The organism is Isoptericola sp. NPDC019571, assembly GCF_044389385.1.
GTDB classification, from domain to species: Bacteria; Actinomycetota; Actinomycetes; order Actinomycetales; family Cellulomonadaceae; genus Isoptericola; species Isoptericola nanjingensis.
Genome location: NZ_JBIRXZ010000006.1, coordinates 259,627 through 275,318, shown reverse-complemented (window position 1 = coordinate 275,318; position 15,692 = coordinate 259,627). Strand labels below are relative to the sequence as shown.

At 73.5% G+C, this 15,692-nt stretch carries 12 protein-coding genes; 7 read left to right on the top strand and 5 right to left on the bottom strand.

Going from position 1 to position 15,692, the window contains the following annotated elements; translation table 11 throughout:
* Positions 1 to 158 precede the first annotated feature (158 nt).
* Positions 159 to 1,877, bottom strand: a complete 1,719-nt coding sequence (gene pgi, locus ACH443_RS13250) for a glucose-6-phosphate isomerase (protein ID WP_430557364.1) — start codon at positions 1,875 to 1,877, stop codon at positions 159 to 161.
* A 103-nt stretch (positions 1,878 to 1,980) separates the two neighbouring features.
* Between pgi and ACH443_RS13245 the strand changes: the two genes are divergently transcribed.
* Complete coding sequence (locus ACH443_RS13245; RefSeq protein ID WP_429766330.1) at positions 1,981 to 2,466, top strand: DUF1269 domain-containing protein; 486 nt, start codon at positions 1,981 to 1,983, stop codon at positions 2,464 to 2,466.
* Positions 2,467 to 2,553: 87 nt separating this feature from the next.
* Here the strand turns inward: ACH443_RS13245 and ACH443_RS13240 are convergent, their stop codons facing one another.
* Positions 2,554 to 2,841, bottom strand: coding sequence for a hypothetical protein (locus ACH443_RS13240; RefSeq protein ID WP_429766331.1), 288 nt, complete (start codon positions 2,839 to 2,841; stop codon positions 2,554 to 2,556).
* Between the two features lie 135 nt (positions 2,842 to 2,976).
* On the opposite strand from ACH443_RS13240, the gene ACH443_RS13235 reads away from it, so the two are divergent.
* Both ACH443_RS13235 and ACH443_RS13230 read left to right on the top strand, forming a co-directional pair.
* On the top strand, positions 2,977 to 3,771 hold the full coding sequence (locus tag ACH443_RS13235; protein WP_430590584.1) for a copper homeostasis protein CutC: 795 nt from the start codon (positions 2,977 to 2,979) through the stop codon (positions 3,769 to 3,771).
* Positions 3,768 to 4,484 (top strand): DedA family protein, encoded by a 717-nt coding sequence (locus tag ACH443_RS13230; RefSeq protein WP_429766333.1) that lies wholly within the window; start codon positions 3,768 to 3,770, stop codon positions 4,482 to 4,484. Before ACH443_RS13235 ends, ACH443_RS13230 begins: the two co-directional genes overlap by 4 nt.
* Positions 4,485 to 4,586: 102 nt before the next feature.
* On the opposite strand, the gene ACH443_RS13225 is transcribed toward ACH443_RS13230, so the two are convergent.
* Positions 4,587 to 5,633 carry a LacI family DNA-binding transcriptional regulator gene (locus ACH443_RS13225; RefSeq protein WP_430590572.1) on the bottom strand — a complete coding sequence of 349 codons (1,047 nt, stop codon included), beginning with the start codon at positions 5,631 to 5,633 and terminating at the stop codon, positions 4,587 to 4,589.
* 216 nt (positions 5,634 to 5,849) lie between these two features.
* On the opposite strand from ACH443_RS13225, the gene ACH443_RS13220 reads away from it, so the two are divergent.
* Genes ACH443_RS13220 through ACH443_RS13205 form a run of 4 tightly spaced genes read left to right on the top strand, consistent with a single transcriptional unit; the run spans position 5,850 to position 11,473 of the window.
* On the top strand, positions 5,850 to 7,148 hold the full coding sequence (locus ACH443_RS13220) for an ABC transporter substrate-binding protein (protein ID WP_430590571.1): 1,299 nt from the start codon (positions 5,850 to 5,852) through the stop codon (positions 7,146 to 7,148).
* A 7-nt stretch (positions 7,149 to 7,155) separates the two neighbouring features.
* Entirely contained in the window at positions 7,156 to 8,124 is a 969-nt protein-coding gene (locus tag ACH443_RS13215) for a carbohydrate ABC transporter permease (protein WP_430590570.1), read from the top strand.
* A complete protein-coding gene (locus tag ACH443_RS13210; RefSeq protein WP_430557368.1) occupies positions 8,121 to 9,008 on the top strand; it encodes a carbohydrate ABC transporter permease in 888 nt (295 codons plus the stop codon). Before ACH443_RS13215 ends, ACH443_RS13210 begins: the two co-directional genes overlap by 4 nt.
* Complete coding sequence (locus ACH443_RS13205; RefSeq protein ID WP_430590569.1) at positions 9,005 to 11,473, top strand: beta-glucosidase; 2,469 nt, start codon at positions 9,005 to 9,007, stop codon at positions 11,471 to 11,473. The genes ACH443_RS13210 and ACH443_RS13205 overlap by 4 nt, the downstream gene beginning before the upstream one ends.
* 104 nt (positions 11,474 to 11,577) lie before the next feature.
* Here the strand turns inward: ACH443_RS13205 and ACH443_RS13200 are convergent, their stop codons facing one another.
* On the bottom strand, positions 11,578 to 12,666 hold the full coding sequence (locus ACH443_RS13200) for a LuxR C-terminal-related transcriptional regulator (RefSeq protein WP_430590568.1): 1,089 nt from the start codon (positions 12,664 to 12,666) through the stop codon (positions 11,578 to 11,580).
* 113 nt (positions 12,667 to 12,779) lie between these two features.
* Positions 12,780 to 15,677, bottom strand: coding sequence for a M4 family metallopeptidase (locus ACH443_RS13195; protein ID WP_430590567.1), 2,898 nt, complete (start codon positions 15,675 to 15,677; stop codon positions 12,780 to 12,782).
* Between the last annotated feature and the right edge of the window lie 15 nt (positions 15,678 to 15,692).

Sequence of the window (15,692 nt, the reverse complement as noted above, 5' to 3'; positions counted from 1 at the left end):
CGCGGGATCCTTCCGGACGAGGGGGGCTGGCCGTCTGCTCGACCGCGGTCAGTGTACGCAGCGCCGGGAGCGCTGCCGCACCGTCGTGCGGCAGCGCTCCCGTGACCAGCGGCGCAGTCCCCGCGCACCCGGCAAACTTCACCCGCTCGCCGTCTGGTTCAGGCGCGGTGCTCCCGGTAGTAGCGGATGAGCGCCTGCGTGGAGGAGTCCTGCGCGGCCAGGGCGGCGTCGTCGCCCGACACGGCGGGCGCGATCTCCAGCGCCAGCTTCTTGCCGAGCTCCACGCCCCACTGGTCGAAGCTGTCGATGCCCCACACCACGCCCTGCACGAAGGTGATGTGCTCGTACAGCGCGACGAGCTGACCGAGCACCGACGGCGTGAGCGCCGGCGCGACGATCGACGTCGTCGGCCGGTTCCCGGAGAAGACGCGGGCCGCGACGATCTCCTCGGGCGTGCCCTCGGCGCGCACCTCCTCCGCCGTCTTGCCGAAGGCGAGCGCCTTGGTCTGGGCGAAGAAGTTGGCGAGGAACAGCTCGTGCACGTCGGCGCCCGCGGCCACGGCCTTCCCGTCGCCCTCGTCGTCCTTGAGGGGGTACGCGGGGGTGGCGACGGCGATGAAGTCCGCCGGGATGAGGCGCGTGCCCTGATGGATGAGCTGGTAGAAGGCGTGCTGGCCGTTGGTGCCCGGCTCGCCCCAGAAGACCTCGCCGGTCTGGGTGGTGACGGGGGACCCGTCCCAACGCACCGACTTGCCGTTGGACTCCATGGTGAGCTGCTGCAGGTACGCCGGGAAGCGGTGCAGCTGCTGCGCGTACGGCAGGACGGCGTGCGTGTGGGCGCCGAGGAAGTTGCCGTACCAGACGTTCAGCATGCCCATGAGGACGGGCACGTTCGCCTCGAACGGCGTGCTGCGGAAGTGCTCGTCGACGGCGCGGAAGCCGGCCAGCAGGTCGCGGAAGACGTCGGGGCCGAACGCGATCGCCAGCGACGTGCCGATGGCGGAGTCCACCGAGTAGCGGCCGCCCACCCAGTCCCAGAAGCCGAACGCGTTGGCCGGGTCGATGCCGAAGTCGGCCACCTTGTCGAGGGCGGTCGAGACGGCCACGAAGTGCGCCTTGACGGCGGCCTGCTTCGCGTCCGGGTCGTCCTCGATGACGCCCGCCGCGATGAGGCTCTCCCACAGCCAGGCCCGGGCGAGCCGCGCGTTGGTGAGCGTCTCCAGGGTGCCGAACGTCTTGGACGCCACGACGAACAGCGTGGTCTCCGGGTCGAGGTCCGCCGTCTTCTGCGCGACGTCGGTGGGGTCGATGTTCGAGACGAACCTGGCCTCGATGGCGTCCCTGCCGGTGCGGCCGTACGGCTTGAGCGCCTCGTAGACCATGACCGGCCCGAGGTCGGAGCCGCCGATGCCGATGTTGACCACCGTGCGCACCGGCTTGCCCGTGATGCCCGACCACGACCCGTCGCGGACCTGGTCGGCGAACGCGCTCAGCTTGTCGAGCTCGGCCTGGACGTCGGCGTCGACGTCCTGCCCGTCCACGACCAGCGGCGGCTGCGTGCCGGGTGCGCGGCGCAGCGCCGTGTGCAGGACGGCGCGGTCCTCCGTGACGTTGATGTGCTCGCCGGTGAACATCGCCTCGATGCGCTCGGGCAGGTGCACCTCGTGCGCGAGGCGGACCAGCAGGTCCAGCGTCTCGTCCGTGGCGAGGTTCTTCGAGAGGTCCACGTGCAGGTCGCCCGCGACGTGGGTCATGCGCGCGGCGCGGCCGGGGTCGGCGGCGAACCAGCCGCGCAGGTCGCCCCGGAACTCCTGGTAGTGGGCGTACAGGTCGCCCCAGGAGGTCGTGGTGGTGGGATCGACGGGGGAGGAGGTCATGGGCCCCACGGTACTGACCGCCCCGCCCGGTTGCGCGGCCTGTTCACGCTGCCAGGATGACGACTGCCGGGGACGGACCCGGCCTGGCGCAACGGAGGCACGCATGGCGAATTTCACGGTCTGGAAGTTCGACGACCCGGGTGCGGCCGACCGCGCCTTCAAGGCCGTCAAGGGCGGCGAGGCGGACGGTCTGGTGAAGGTCGTCGACCACGCTGTGGTGAGCTGGCCGGAAGGCGCGAAGAAGCCCGACACGCACGGCTCGCACGACGACACCGCCAAGGCCTCGGGCTGGGGGGCCGTGTGGGGCCTGCTGCTCGGGGCGCTGTTCTTCCTGCCGGTCCTGGGGGCCGCCGCCGGGGCGGCGATCGCCGGCATCACCCGGTCGCTGTCCGACGTCGGGATCACCGCGAAGGACATCGAGCAGATGAAGAAGGAGATCGTGCCCGGCACGTCCGCCCTCTTCATCGTGACCGAGCCGATCGACCCCGACCGGCTGGGGGAGCGGCTGCACGGCGTCAACGCGACGCTGGTCAGCACCAACCTCACCGACGCGGAACGCCGGAACCTGCTGGAGGCGTTCGGGCAGTGATCCCGGGCGGCCCCGACGCCGCCCGCACGACGAGCCCGCCGCGCCTCTCGGGGCCGGCGGGCTCGCCCGTGCCGTCGGGGCCCCGCGTCAGGCGGGCTGCCAGCGGCCGCCCCACCGCCGGGTGAGCGTGCCGCCGAAGGTGTCGGCCAGCGCGTCGACGCGGTCGTGGACGGCGTCCGCCACGCGGTGCGCGGCGGCGTCGTCCTCCGCGGTGAAGCGGACCGTGAGACGTGCCCGGCCCCGCACGACGCCGACGTCGTACGCCTCGACGGTGACGAGCTCGCGCGCCGCGTCCGCCGCGGCGGGCAGCACGTCGGCGGGGTCCACCCCGGGCTGCAGCAGGCCGACGGCGAGGCTCACGCGGTAGGAGGGCACCCGGCGATCCTGCCACCCTCACGGGACAGCGCCTCCGACCGGCACCGTCCCGTCACAGGTCGCCCCGGTCCCGGACACCTGCGCCCCCGTAGACTCGCCGCCGTGACTGCCGACCCCTCGACAGACCCCGTGCCCATGCTCTCCACCGGCCAGGACTCCGCCCCTCGGGGCGGCGTCGCCCTGGAGATCGCCGTGCAGGACGTCGCGGGCGCGCGCGACGCGGTGGCGGGCGGCGCGGACCGCCTCGAGCTGTGCGCCGCCCTCGCCGGCACGGGCGGGCTCACCCCGTCCGTCGGCATGGTCGCCGCCGTCGCCGACGCGCTGCGCGGCTCGGGCGTCGGCGTGCACGTGCTGGTACGCCCGCGGGCAGGGGGCTTCGTCTTCGCGGCCGACGAGGTCGACGTGCAGGTGCGCGACGTGCGCGCGGTGCTGGACGCCGGCGCGGACGGCGTCGTCGTCGGCGCCACGACCGCGGACGGCGCGGTCGACGCCGCGGCGCTCGCGGCGTTCGTGGACGCGGCCGGCGGCGCGGACGTCACGTTCCACCGCGCGATCGACCAGGTGCCAGGCCCGGTCGCCGTCCTCGACGTCCTCGCGAGCGCGGGCGTGCGCCGCGTCCTCACCTCCGGCGGCGCCCCGCGGGCCGGCGAGGCCCTCGACGTCCTGGCGGCGCTCGCGACGCGCGGCCGCGAGCTCGGCGTCGAGGTCATGGCCGGCGGCGGCGTCCGCCTGGACGACGTCCCCGCCCTCGTCGGCGCGGGCGTGCACGCCGTCCACCTCTCGGCCAAGCGCACCGTGGTCGCCGACGGCGGCCCCGGGGGCGGGGGCAGCAGCGGCTACGACGTCACCGACCCCGAGGTCGTGGCCGCGACCCGTGCCGCCCTCGACGCCGCGCTCGCGGCGACGCCCGACGCCGGGGCGGGCGCGTGACCGGCGTCGTGCACGCCGCCGCCGTCGCAGCCTCGGCGACGGACCCGTCCGCCGAGTACGACGGGTTCATCGGCTGGGTGCTGGGCCTCATGACCACGCTCGGCGAGATCGGCGTCGGCGCCGCCGTCCTCATCGAGACGTTCGTGCCGCCCATCCCGTCCGAGGCCGTGCTGCCGGCGGCCGGCTTCCTCGCCTACGACGGGCAGATGAACGCCTGGCTGGCGATCCTCGCCGCCACGGTCGGCGCCGTGCTCGGCGCCTGGGTCTGGTGGTACCTGGGCCGGTTGCTCGGGCGCGACCGCACCCGCGCGATCGTCGACGCCATCCCCCTGATGGACGGCTCCGACTTCGACAAGGCTGAGGCGTTCTTCGCGAAGTGGGGGCGCGTCGCGGTCCTCGTGGGGCGCTGCGTGCCGCTCGTGCGCAGCTTCATCTCGATCCCCGCGGGCATCGAGCGCATGCCGTTCTGGTCGTTCACGCTGTACACGGCCATCGGCTCCGGCGTGTGGAACGGCATCTGGGTGGGCCTCGGCTACGCCTTCGGCCCCGCCATCGAGCCGGTCCTGGCGCAGTGGAGCGGCATCATCTCGAACGCCGTGCTCGTCGTCATCGGGCTGCTCGTGCTGTGGTTCGTCGTGGTGCGGCTGCGGCAGCGCTACCTCGCCCGGCGCGGTCCGCGCGAGCCCGAGCGCCGGCACGGACGCGCCCGCTGACGGCGCCGAGGCAGGACGGGTACTACCTCGCGGGATCTCGTACTACCTCGGCAGTGCGGGTACTACCTCGCGGGATCTCGTACTACCTCGGCAGGGCGGGTACTACCTCGGCGGGGGCGCCGTGGAGGCACGGACGACGAGTGACGTGGGCAGGCGCAGGTGCCGCTCGCGGGCGGTGCCCTCGAGGAGGTCGAGCACCATGCGGAGCGCCTCGGCGCCCATGCGGTGCAGGGGCTGCGCGACGGTGGTGAGCGGGGGAGCGCTGCCCCAGGACTCGGGGATGTTGTCGAAGCCGACGACGGACAGGTCCTCGGGGACACGCAGGCCGAGCTCGGCGGCGACCTCCAGCACGTGGATGGCGGACAGGTCGTTCGCGGCGAACACCGCGGTGGGCCGGTCCGGCCGGTCGAGCAGGGTGCGCACGGGCGCGTCGGCGAGGTCCGGCCGGTAGCCGCCCACCTTGATGAGCAGGGGGTCGACGGCGATGCCGGCGCCCTCGAGCGCCTGCCGGTAGCCGAGCTCGCGCAGGCGGGCGGACTCGAGGTCGGTGCGGCCGCCCAGGTGCGCGATCCGCCGGTGGCCGAGGTCGATGAGGTGCTCGACGGCCTCGCGCGCGCCGGTCGTGTTGTCGGAGTCGACGGTGGGGGTGCCCTCGGGCCCGGTGTGCGGGTCGACGGCGACCACGGGCACGGGGGAGTCCGCCGACATCACCATGGTGGGCGTCACGACGATCGCCGCGTCGACCAGGGTGCCGGCCAGCCGCGACAGCGACCGTCGCTCCCAGCCCGTGCGCGCACCGCCGTCGGTGCGGCCGGCGTAGGCGAGGAGCTCGTAGCCGGTGCCGTCGACGGCGGCCGAGATGCCCTTGAGCAGCTCGGTGGAGTACGGCTCGAACTCCGCGACGAGCACGCCGATGACGTTGGTGCTGGTGCGGCGCAGGCTGCGGGCCACCAGGGAGGACTCGTAGCCGAGCTCCTCGACGACGGCGAGCACCCGCTCGGACGTGCCGGCGGCCACGCCGTACCGGTTGTTGACGACCTTCGACACGGTGGCGACCGAGACGCCGGCGACGCGGGCGACGTCCGAGATGGTGACGCGCCCGGCGACGGGCGCGGAGGGACCCCTGGACGGGTCGGCGGCGGTGCTCACGAGTCGACAGTATGCGCCATGAGGGCGGCGGTCACGCGGCGTCGTCCGGCGTCGGGGGCGACGACGGGTGAGGTTTCGAAATCGTTATCGACAACGATTGACGGTCGCGCTGTCCGCCTGCCACTCTCGTGTCAGGCACAACACCTACCTCGCGGCAGCGTCGCTGCCGTGCCCGTCGACGAGGACAAGGGATCGATGATGACGAGGACGAGGTTCATGCGAGGCGCCACCGCGGTCGCGCTCGGGACCACCGTGGCGCTCCTGGGCGCCGCCTGCGCGGGCCAGGGCACCGGCTCGCAGGGCGACGACGACGGCAGCAGCGCCGACGCCAGCACCATCACGTGGTGGCACAACTCCAACACCGGTGAGGGCAAGGAGTACTACGACAAGGTCGCCGCCGACTTCGAGAAGGACCACCCCGGCACGACCGTCGAGGTCAGCGCCATGGCCCACGAGGACATGCTCACCAAGCTCGACGCCGCCTTCCAGGCGGGCGACGCGCCCGACGTGTTCATGGAGCGCGGCGGCGGCGAGCTCGCCGACCACGTCGAGGCCGGGCTGCTCAAGGACCTGTCGGAGCCGGCCGCCGACACGATCAGCACCATCGAGCCGTACATGTCCGGCTTCCAGGCGGACGGCGCGTCGTACGCGCTGCCGTTCTCCATGGGCGTCGTCGGCTTCTGGTACAACAAGTCGCTGTTCGAGAAGGCGGGGATCACCGAGACCCCGACCACGATGGACGAGCTGTACGCCGCGTTCGACAAGCTGCAGGCCGCGGGCATCACGCCGGCCTCGGTCGGTGCGGGCGACAAGTGGCCCGCCGCGCACTACTGGTACTACAACGTGATCCGCCAGTGCTCGGCCGACACCCTCGACACCGCGGTCACCTCGGTCGACTACTCCGACCCGTGCTTCGTCAAGGCGGGCGAGACGCTCGACGAGCTGCTCGCCACGGAGCCGTTCAACAAGGGCTTCCTCACCACCCCGGCCCAGACCGGCGCGACGTCGGCGTCCGGCCTGCTCGCCTCGGGCAAGGTCGCGATGGAGCTGGCCGGCCACTGGGAGCCCGGCGTCATGCAGGGGCTCACGGAGGACGGGTCCGGCCTCGGCGAGGACACGGGCTGGTTCCCCTACCCCTCGATCGACGGCCAGCAGGGCACCGACGGCGCCCAGATGGGCGGCGGCGACGCCTGGGCCGTGTCGAAGGACGCGCCCGACGTCGCGGTCGACTTCGCCCAGTACCTCCTGAGCGACGAGGTCCAGCAGGGCTTCGCCGAGCTCGACATGGGCCTGCCGACCAACCCGACGGCCTCGGAGAAGGTCTCCGACCCCGCCCTGGCGGAGCTGCTGGAGGTGCGTGACAGCGCCCCGGAGATCCAGCTCTACCTCGACACGCTGCTCGGCGCGTCCGTGGGTGGCGCGATGAACGACGCGATCGCCCTGCAGTTCGCCGGCAAGGCGACCCCGCAGGACATCGTCGACGCGGTGCAGTCCGCCGCGGAAGCGGACCAGTGACCGCACGATGACGGACACCGCAGTCCGGGCCGCCGACCGTGCCCCGGCACGGTCGGCGGACCGCCGTCCGGAGCGCCGCGGCAGGTCCGCCGTGTGGCGCAAGCGGGCGGAGATCGCCCTGTTCGTGACGCCGGCGCTCGCGCTGCTCGTCGCGTTCGTCGTCGTCCCCGTGGCCACCGCCGTGCAGATGTCGCTGTACAGGTGGAAGGGCTTCGGGCCGATGGTCGACTTCGTCGGCCTGCGCAACTACGTGTCGGTGCTGACCAACGAGGTCTTCACGGACGCCGTCGTGCACAACCTCGTCATCGTGGTGGGCTCGATCCTGCTGCAGCTCCCGCTCGGGCTCGCGATCGCGCTGCTGCTCAACCGCAAGATGTGGGGCCAGGGCCTGCTGCGCACGATCATCTTCGTGCCGTACGTGCTGGCGGAGGTCATCGCCGGCGTCGTGTGGTTCCAGCTGCTGCAGCCGGAGTACGGCGTCATCGACACGATGCTCGCCGCCGTCGGCCTGCACGGGCCGGAGCAGGGCTTCCTCGGCACGCCCGAGTACGCGCTGGGGACCGTGCTCGTGGTGCTCACCTGGAAGTACCTCGGCCTCGCCGTGATCCTGTTCCTCGCGGGGCTGCAGGGAGTGCCCGACGAGCTCTACGAGGCCGCCCAGCTCGACGGCGCCTCCTGGTGGCAGGTGCAGCGGCGCATCACCATCCCGCTGCTCGGCCCGACCATGCGGACCTGGGGCTTCCTGTCGATGATCGGCTCGCTCCAGCTCTTCGACATGGTGTGGATCCTCACCGGCGGCGGGCCCGCGAACGCCACGACGACCATGGCGACGTTCCTCGTCAACGAGGGCACCAAGCGGCAGAACTTCGGCATCGCCGGCGCCGCCTCCGTGGTGCTGTTCGTCATCGCGCTGGTGCTCGCGCTCGCGTACCAGAAGTTCATCCTGAGCCGCGACAGCAAGGAGGGCGGCCGATGAGCGCCGTGACGACCCCCGCCCGCACCTCCGGCCCTGCCCCCGCCCGCAGCGGCCGCAGGACGACCTTCTCCGGCGGGAACCCGCTGGTCTACGCGATCGCGCTGGTCGTGGTGGCGGTGACCCTCGGGCCGGTGCTGTACGGCGTGCTCGGCGGGTTCCGCACGAACGCCCAGCTCGCGGAGGACCCGGCCGGCCTGCCCAGTCCGTGGGTGTGGGACAACTACGCCGGCGTGCTCTCGGCCGGCTCGCCGTTCTGGGGCTACTTCCTCAACTCCACGATCATCGCCGTCGTCACGACCGCCGTCGTCGTGGTGTTCGGCATCATGGCCGCCTACCCCCTCGCGCGGTACCGCTTCAAGGGGCGCGAGGCGTTGTTCATGGTGTTCGTGATCGGGCTGCTGTTCCCCGCGACCGTGGCGATCATCCCGCTGTTCATCCTGATCACGCAGAACTACCACATGGGCAACACCTGGTGGGGGGTGGCGCTGCCGCAGGCGGCGTTCGCGCTGCCGATGACGGTCGTCATCCTGCGCCCGTTCCTCCAGGCGCTGCCCACCGAGCTCGAGGAGGCGGCGCAGCTCGACGGCGCCAGCCGCGTCGGGTTCTTCTGGCGGATCCTGCTGCCCCTGTCCGGGCCGGGGATGGTGACCGTCGGCGTGCTCGCGTTCGTCGGCTCCTGGAACGCCTACCTCCTGCCCCTGCTGCTGCTGCAGGGCGACATGCGGACGCTGCCCCTCGGCGTCGCCGACTTCTCCTCGGAGCACTCGGCCGACACCGCGGGCGTGTTCGCCTTCACGACGCTGGCGATGATCCCTGCGCTGGTGTTCTTCCTCGCGATGCAGAAGCGCATCGTGAACGGCCTGCAGGGAGCCGTGAAGGGATGACCCAAGGAGAGCACGTGACCCACCCTGTCCCCACGGCGCCGGAGCTGCCGGCGCTGCCCGTGGTGTCCGAGCGCGTGACCGCGCTGCACGCCCGCATGACCCTGGAGGAGAAGCTCGCGCAGCTGGTCGGCTACTGGCTCGACCAGGGCGGCGACGTCGTCGCCCCCATGCAGGGCGAGATGGCCGCCGGCGACGGCGGCCGCCTCGAGGAGGTCACCCGGCACGGCATCGGCCACTACACCCGGGTCTACGGCACGCGGCCGGTCGACCCGGCGGAGCGCGCCGCCTGGCTGTGGGCGGAGCAGCAGCGGCTCCGGCGCGAGACGCGGCTCGGCATCCCCGCCCTCGTGCACGAGGAGTGCCTCACGGGCCTGTCCGCGTGGAAGGCGGCGACGTTCCCCACGCCGCTCGCCTGGGGTGCGTCGTTCGACCCCGACCTCGTGGCCGAGATGGGCGACGTCATCGGGCGGTCCATGCGGGAGCTCGGCATCCACCAGGGCCTCGCACCCGTGCTCGACGTCGTGCGGGACCCCCGCTGGGGCCGCGTCGACGAGTGCATCGGCGAGGACCCGTACCTCGTCGGCACGGTCGGCACCGCGTACGTGCGGGGCCTGCAGGACGCCGGCGTGCACGCGACGCTCAAGCACTTCGTCGGGTACTCGGCGTCGCGCGCCGGGCGCAACCACGCGCCCGTCTCGGCGGGCCCGCGCGAGATGGCCGACGTCTTCCTCCCGCCGTTCGAGATGGCGGTGCGCGACGGCGGCGTGCGGTCGGTCATGGCGTCGTACGTCGACGTCGACGGCGTGCCGATGCACGCCAGCCCGGAGCACCTCACCGGGATCCTGCGCGACGAGTGGGGCTTCGACGGCACCGTCGTCGCGGACTACTTCGGCGTCGCGTTCCTCGAGGTGATGCACCGGGTGGCCGCCGACCGCGGCGAGGCGGCGGCGCAGGCGCTCGCGGCCGGCCTGGACGTCGAGCTGCCGTCGGGGGACGCGTACCTCGAGCCGCTCGCGGACGTCGTCCGTGCGGGCGGCCTGGACGAGCGGTACGTGGACCGCGCCGTGCTGCGCGCCCTCGCGCAGAAGGAGGAGCTCGGCCTGCTCGACGACGACGCCTTCGCCGGCGAGCCGCCCGCCGTGGTCGACCTGGACTCGCCCGCCCACCGCGACGTGGCGCGCCGCCTGGCCGAGGAGTCGCTCGTGCTCCTCGGCAACGACGGCGTGCTGCCGCTGACCGGGTGGAGCGCCGCACCGTCGCGCGTCGCCGTCGTCGGCCCCAACGCGCACCGCAGCGACGCGCTCATGGGCTGCTACTCGTTCGCCAACCACGTGCTGGCGCACCACCCCGAGGTGCCGAAGGGCTTCCACATCCCCACCGTGTTCGAGTCGCTCGGCGGCGCGTTCCGCACCGCGGGCCTGCCGCAGCCCGAGCTCGTGCACGCCGCGGGCTGCGACGTCGAGGGCGAGGACACGTCCGGCTTCGCCGAGGCGGTCGCCGCCGCGTCGTCGGCGGACGTCGCCGTCGTCGTCGTGGGGGACCACGCGGGCCTGTTCGGCCGCGGCACCGTGGGCGAGGGCAACGACGCGGAGTCGCTGGAGCTGCCCGGCGTGCAGCGCGGGCTCGTCGAGGCCGTGCTCGCCACCGGCACCCCCGTCGTCATGGTGGTGCTCAGCGGCCGGCCGTACGCGATCGACTGGGCGCTCGACGTCGCCGGGGACTCCGACGACCGGCGCCCGGGCGCGGTGCTCCAGGCGTTCTTCCCCGGCGAGGAGGGCGGCACGGCCGTCGCCGCGGCGATCGCGGGCGCGGTGAACCCGTCGGGCCGCCTGCCGGTGTCGCTGCCGCGGTCGGCCGGGGCGCAGCCGTACTCGTACCTGCACCCCGTGCTCGGCGGGCCGTCCGACGTGACGTCCACGGACTCGACGCCGCTGCGGCCGTTCGGCTTCGGCCTGTCGTACACGACGTTCGCGTACACCGACCTGGCCGTCGACGGCGAGGTCGCCGCGGGCGGCAGGTTCGCCGCCGCCGTCCGGGTGACCAACACCGGGACCGTCGCCGGGTCGGACGTCGTGCAGCTCTACGGGCGCGACGTCATCGGGTCGGTGACCCGGCCCGTCGCGCAGCTGCTCGGGTACCGCCGCGTCGCGCTCGAGCCGGGGGAGTCCGTCATCGTGACGTTCGACGTGCCGACGACGCGGCTCGCGTTCGCCGACCGCCGCCTCGTGCGCGTCGTCGAGCCGGGCGACGTCGAGGTGTGGGTGGGGTCGCACGTGGCCGCCACGCCCGACGCCGAGGCCGAGGACGTCCAGCACGCCACGGGCGGCGCCATCACCAGCGCCCGCCGCTCGGAGAAGCGCGACCTGCCGGGGACGGCGACGCCGCGCGCGACGCTCGTCGTCACCGGCGACACCTACGAGGTGACCGTCGCCGACCCGCGGGTGGTGACGTCCACCGTCGCGTGACCGGCAGGGCCGGGCCCGGGGTGACCCCTCGGGCCCGGCCTGTGCCTGCTCGGTCAGAGGTGTTGCGCCCGCCCCGTTGACCGGACGGCTCCCCTGGCCCGATGTCAGGAGTCCGCCAGCCAGCCGCGCCGGGCCGCCTGCACGCCGGCCTGGAACCGGCTGCTCGCCCCGAGGCGCGCCAGCAGCGCCGTGATGCGGCGGCGGGCCGTGGCCACGTGCACGTCCAGCTGGCGCGCCACGGCCTCGTCCTTGAGGCCCGCCGCCAGCATCGTCAGGAGCTCGCGCTCCTCGGTGGTGAGCGCGCCGTCCGGGTGCGGGGCGTCGCCCGGCGGTGCCACGACCGGCACCGCGTCCTCCCACAGGGCCTCGAAGAGCGGCACGAGGACGTGCGCGAGCACTCCGCCGCGCAGCACCAGGGCCGTGGTGGCGGCGTCGGCGGACGACGACGGCGGCAGCAGCGCGGTCTCGCGGTCCACGACCAGGAGCTTCGTAGGCAGCGTCGCGCGCACGCGGACGGTCATCCCTGCGCCCCCGAGCTCGAGGATCCCCTCGGCCCGCCCGGGCGTGTCGAGCCCGTCCTGGGAGACGATGCGCCGCGAGACGACGCCGCGGGCGAGCGCCTGGTCGACGTCGTCGTCCGCGCCGACGCTGAAGTGCGCGGACGAGGCGTCCGAGCGACCGGTCCCGATCTGCACGTACGGCGGCGTGTCCAGCACGAGCACCTCGTGCCGCGCGGACATCACGAGGTGGGTCGTGAGACGCGCGATCTCTGGCGTGCCGACCACGAGGCTGGCGTCGCCGACGGGCAGGCGCGCGTCGGAGGGCCACAGCCCGTCCGCCAGGCCGTCGACCATCGCGTCCACCGTGCGCAGCTCGGCCTCCTGCTCCGCGAGCTCGGCCATCCGCCGCGTGACGACGGTCCGCAGAGCCGCGCGCGGGGCCACCGCCCCGAACGCCGTGAGGAAGCCGTCCGCGGCGAGCCGCGCCAGCCCGCGCTCCGTCCGGTCGAGGTCGAGGCCCGACAGCGCGGCCAGCTCGCCCGACGCCGTCGCGCCGGTGCGTAGGGCCGCGCGGTACAGCCGCAGCATGTCGTCGTCCAGCCCGAGCCGGGACAGCTCGGGCGGGTCGGACCCGAGGTCGACGGGGGCGGTCCCGTCCTCGGTCCGCGGGCGGTCGGGCTCGGCGGTGGGCACGCCCGGAGTGTGCGGTCTGGCGACAGGGGAGACAAGCCGACACGTCGTCCGCGCACGACCGCGGCCGGGCGCCCCCGTGGGGCACCCGGCCGCGGCCTGTCAGGAACGACAGGTCAGCACCTGCCGACCGGGCGGTCCCGCTTGACCAGGTTGGTGTGGCTGGTGGTGCCGTCCAACCACAGCACGCGGGAGCCCTCGTCGGCGGCGGCGAACATCTGCTCGCCGCGGCTGCAGGACATCCGCTGCGTGCCCTTCGTGCCGTCGGCGCCGACCTGGAAGAGCTTCGGCAGCGTCGCGTTGGCCCACGTCGTCGCCGGCGGGATCGACGTGATCGTCACCGCGGTGCCGGACGCCGTCAGCGTGTAGGGGTAGAGCGTGCTGGTGGGCGCCTCCGGGGCCAGCGTCACCGGCGTGGAGCCGTCGAAGGACGCCTTGCGCACCGCGGCCTGGCCAGCGTCGGTGATGTCCGTGTCCTCGATCCAGACGACGCCGTCGTCGGTGACAGCGGTCTGCCCGATGCCCATCACCGTGGCGTTGTCCATCGGCATGAGGGTCTTGGTGCCGGCGACGGTGTCGAAGACCTCGACGCCGAGCCGCGGGCCGTCCGCCGTGTACCAGAGCTTCGCGTAGGCGATCTTGCCGTCCTTGACCGAGGGCAGCGCCGTGGACACCGCGGGGGTGCCGGGGTCGACCAGGCCGGACGCGCCGGTCTTCAGGTTCACCCACCCGACGTGCTGGGTGCCGGTGGTGTAGTCGGTCACGGTCCGGACCGCGAGGTCGCCGTCGACGGCCAGGGACCCGACGGGCCCGTTGTGGCTGAAGACGACCCGCTTCGGCAGGCCACCGGCTACGGCACGCGACCAGATGTCGATCGAGCTGCCGGTGTACTCGGCCCAGACGACGGTGGTGCCGTCGGTGTCGGCGTACACGTTGAAGCTGCCGTTGTTGCCGCTCACGAGCTCCGGCCGGCCCTTGCCGTCGGTCCTGCCCACCCACACCGAGTACGGCATCGAGCCGTCCTCGTTGCTCCGCGAGACGGCGTACCTGCCGCCGCCGGCGCCGACCCCGGTGTCGCCGACGTTGACGTCCGCGATCAGGAGGTCGCTGTCGACGCCGAGCGTCTTCTCCCAGCCGGCCACGATGCCGTGCGCGTCGAAGGCACCGTTGACGATCTTCAGCTGCGCCTTGGTGGCGCCCAGCTCCTTCGCGGCGGCGACGACGGCCGCGCGACCGTCGAGGAAGTCGTCGAGCGGGGTCATGTACGCGGACAGCGCACGGTAGACGATCTGGTCGGCGAGCTCGGAGCCGAGCCGTTCCCGGACGTCCCACAGGGAGCCCGAGAAGATCGTGGAGTTGAGGTGCACGCCGCCGTTGTCGCCGCTGATGCCGGCGCCGACGAAGTCGGCGAAGGTGGTGGCGCCGTCGTTCAGGTCGCGCAGCGCGCAGTCCCTCGGGGCGGCGGTCGTGCACAGGTCCTCGCCGAGGAGCGCGGCGTCCGGGTCGTCCATCGAGACGCCGCCCGCCTCGAGGTCGATCGCGTTGCCGAAGTAGTCGGCGACGGCCTCGTTCATCGCCCCGGACTGGCCCACGTACACGAGGTTCGCGGTGTGCTCGACGACCCCGTGGGTCATCTCGTGGCCGACGACGTCGGTGTCCGCCGAGAAGGTGCGGAAGTCGCCGCCGCCCTGGCCGTAGACCATCTTCTGGCCGTCCCAGAAGGCGTTGTTGTAGGGGCCGCCGTTCGAGGTGACGCCCACGATCGAGTTGATGAAACCGTCCCGCCCGTCGAGCCCGGCCCGGCCGAAGGTGTCCTTGTAGTAGTCGTAGACCTGGCCGGCCGCCCAGTGCGCGTCGACCATGCCGGAGTCGGTGAACTCCTGGCCGAGGTCTGCGGTGGCGCTCTCGCCGATCGTCGCCTGGCTGGGCCAGACGCCGGAGGCGTAGGCGGCCTCGGCGCCGTGGGCGTCGTAGGTCTTGATCAGCGGGCCCTCGAACGGCTTGTCCTCGGCCCGGCGGGTGTAGTCGAGCATCTGGAAGGGCTTGTCCGCGCCGGCCTGGTAGAGGCCGAGGTCGACCGTCTCGCCGTCGTAGCGGACGCCGGTCCCCACGACGGAGCCCGGCGTGGAGCTCAAGGCCGCCTCCGGGGCCTCGGCGGTCGAGGCGGACCCGGCCGCCGCGGCGGCGGGGTCGCCGTCCGGCGCACCGAAGGTCTTGATCGCGCTGTACTGCAGCACCGGGAAGCCGCCGGCGCCGTCCACGTACACCTCCTGCCTGACCGGCATCCCGTCGGCGTCCACGCCGGTGACGGTGATGTGGCGGGTCAGCACGCCGTCCCCCTGCGGGAGGATGGCCACGCCCTGCGACTCGCCGCTGAACGACGTGAGGGTCTCGGGCGTGTCCTTGCGGAGCATCCCCCCGGGGGTGCCGGCGACGGCGGCGACCGCGCGCCGGACCGCGACCTTCTCCGAGACGGCCGGGGTCACGGTGTCCAGCTCCAGGTCGGTGTAGTACTTCCCCGACGTGCCGGTGACCGTGCGCCGGCCGCCGGACTTCTCCATCCGGACCACGTACTCGCCGCCGAGGACGTCGACGCCCTGGTACTGCTGCTGCAGGCGGACGACCTCCTGGCCGTCGGCGCTCTCGGTGCCGGCGGCCTTCAGGGTGGTGGCCGGGTCGGCGATGTGGAAGCGGGCCTTGCGGGACTTGAGGTAGCCCCGCGCGGCCGTGGCGGGGGTGGCCGACGCGTCGGCCTTCTCTTCCAGCCCGGTGACCAGCGCGGGCGTGTCCGTCGTGGTCTCGCCGCCCGGGGTCGGCGTGGTCGCGGTCACCGCCGGAGACTGCTGCGCGGTGCCGGCCGTCTGCGCCGACGCGACGGAGGGCATCCCCGTCATGACGAGACCGGCGACGACGAGCGCCGTGAGGCCGTAGCCGGAGGCCCGCCGGCATCTCTGCCCGGTCCTCGGCGTGTCCGTCCCTGCCCGTGCCCCGTGCTCGTGCGCTGAGGTCGCCATCGGCGTCTCCTTCGT

Excerpts from the sequence above, each read along its gene's own strand:
- pgi (WP_430557364.1), bottom strand. The coding sequence starts at position 1,877 with ATGACCTCCTCCCCCGTCGATCCCACCACCACGACCTCCTGGGGCGAC.
- ACH443_RS13245 (WP_429766330.1), top strand. The coding sequence starts at position 1,981 with ATGGCGAATTTCACGGTCTGGAAGTTCGACGACCCGGGTGCGGCCGAC.
- ACH443_RS13235 (WP_430590584.1), top strand. The coding sequence starts at position 2,977 with ATGCTCTCCACCGGCCAGGACTCCGCCCCTCGGGGCGGCGTCGCCCTG.
- ACH443_RS13220 (WP_430590571.1), top strand. The coding sequence starts at position 5,850 with ATGCGAGGCGCCACCGCGGTCGCGCTCGGGACCACCGTGGCGCTCCTG.
- ACH443_RS13215 (WP_430590570.1), top strand. The coding sequence starts at position 7,156 with ATGACGGACACCGCAGTCCGGGCCGCCGACCGTGCCCCGGCACGGTCG.
- ACH443_RS13210 (WP_430557368.1), top strand. The coding sequence starts at position 8,121 with ATGAGCGCCGTGACGACCCCCGCCCGCACCTCCGGCCCTGCCCCCGCC.
- ACH443_RS13205 (WP_430590569.1), top strand. The coding sequence starts at position 9,005 with ATGACCCAAGGAGAGCACGTGACCCACCCTGTCCCCACGGCGCCGGAG.
- ACH443_RS13195 (WP_430590567.1), bottom strand. The coding sequence starts at position 15,677 with ATGGCGACCTCAGCGCACGAGCACGGGGCACGGGCAGGGACGGACACG.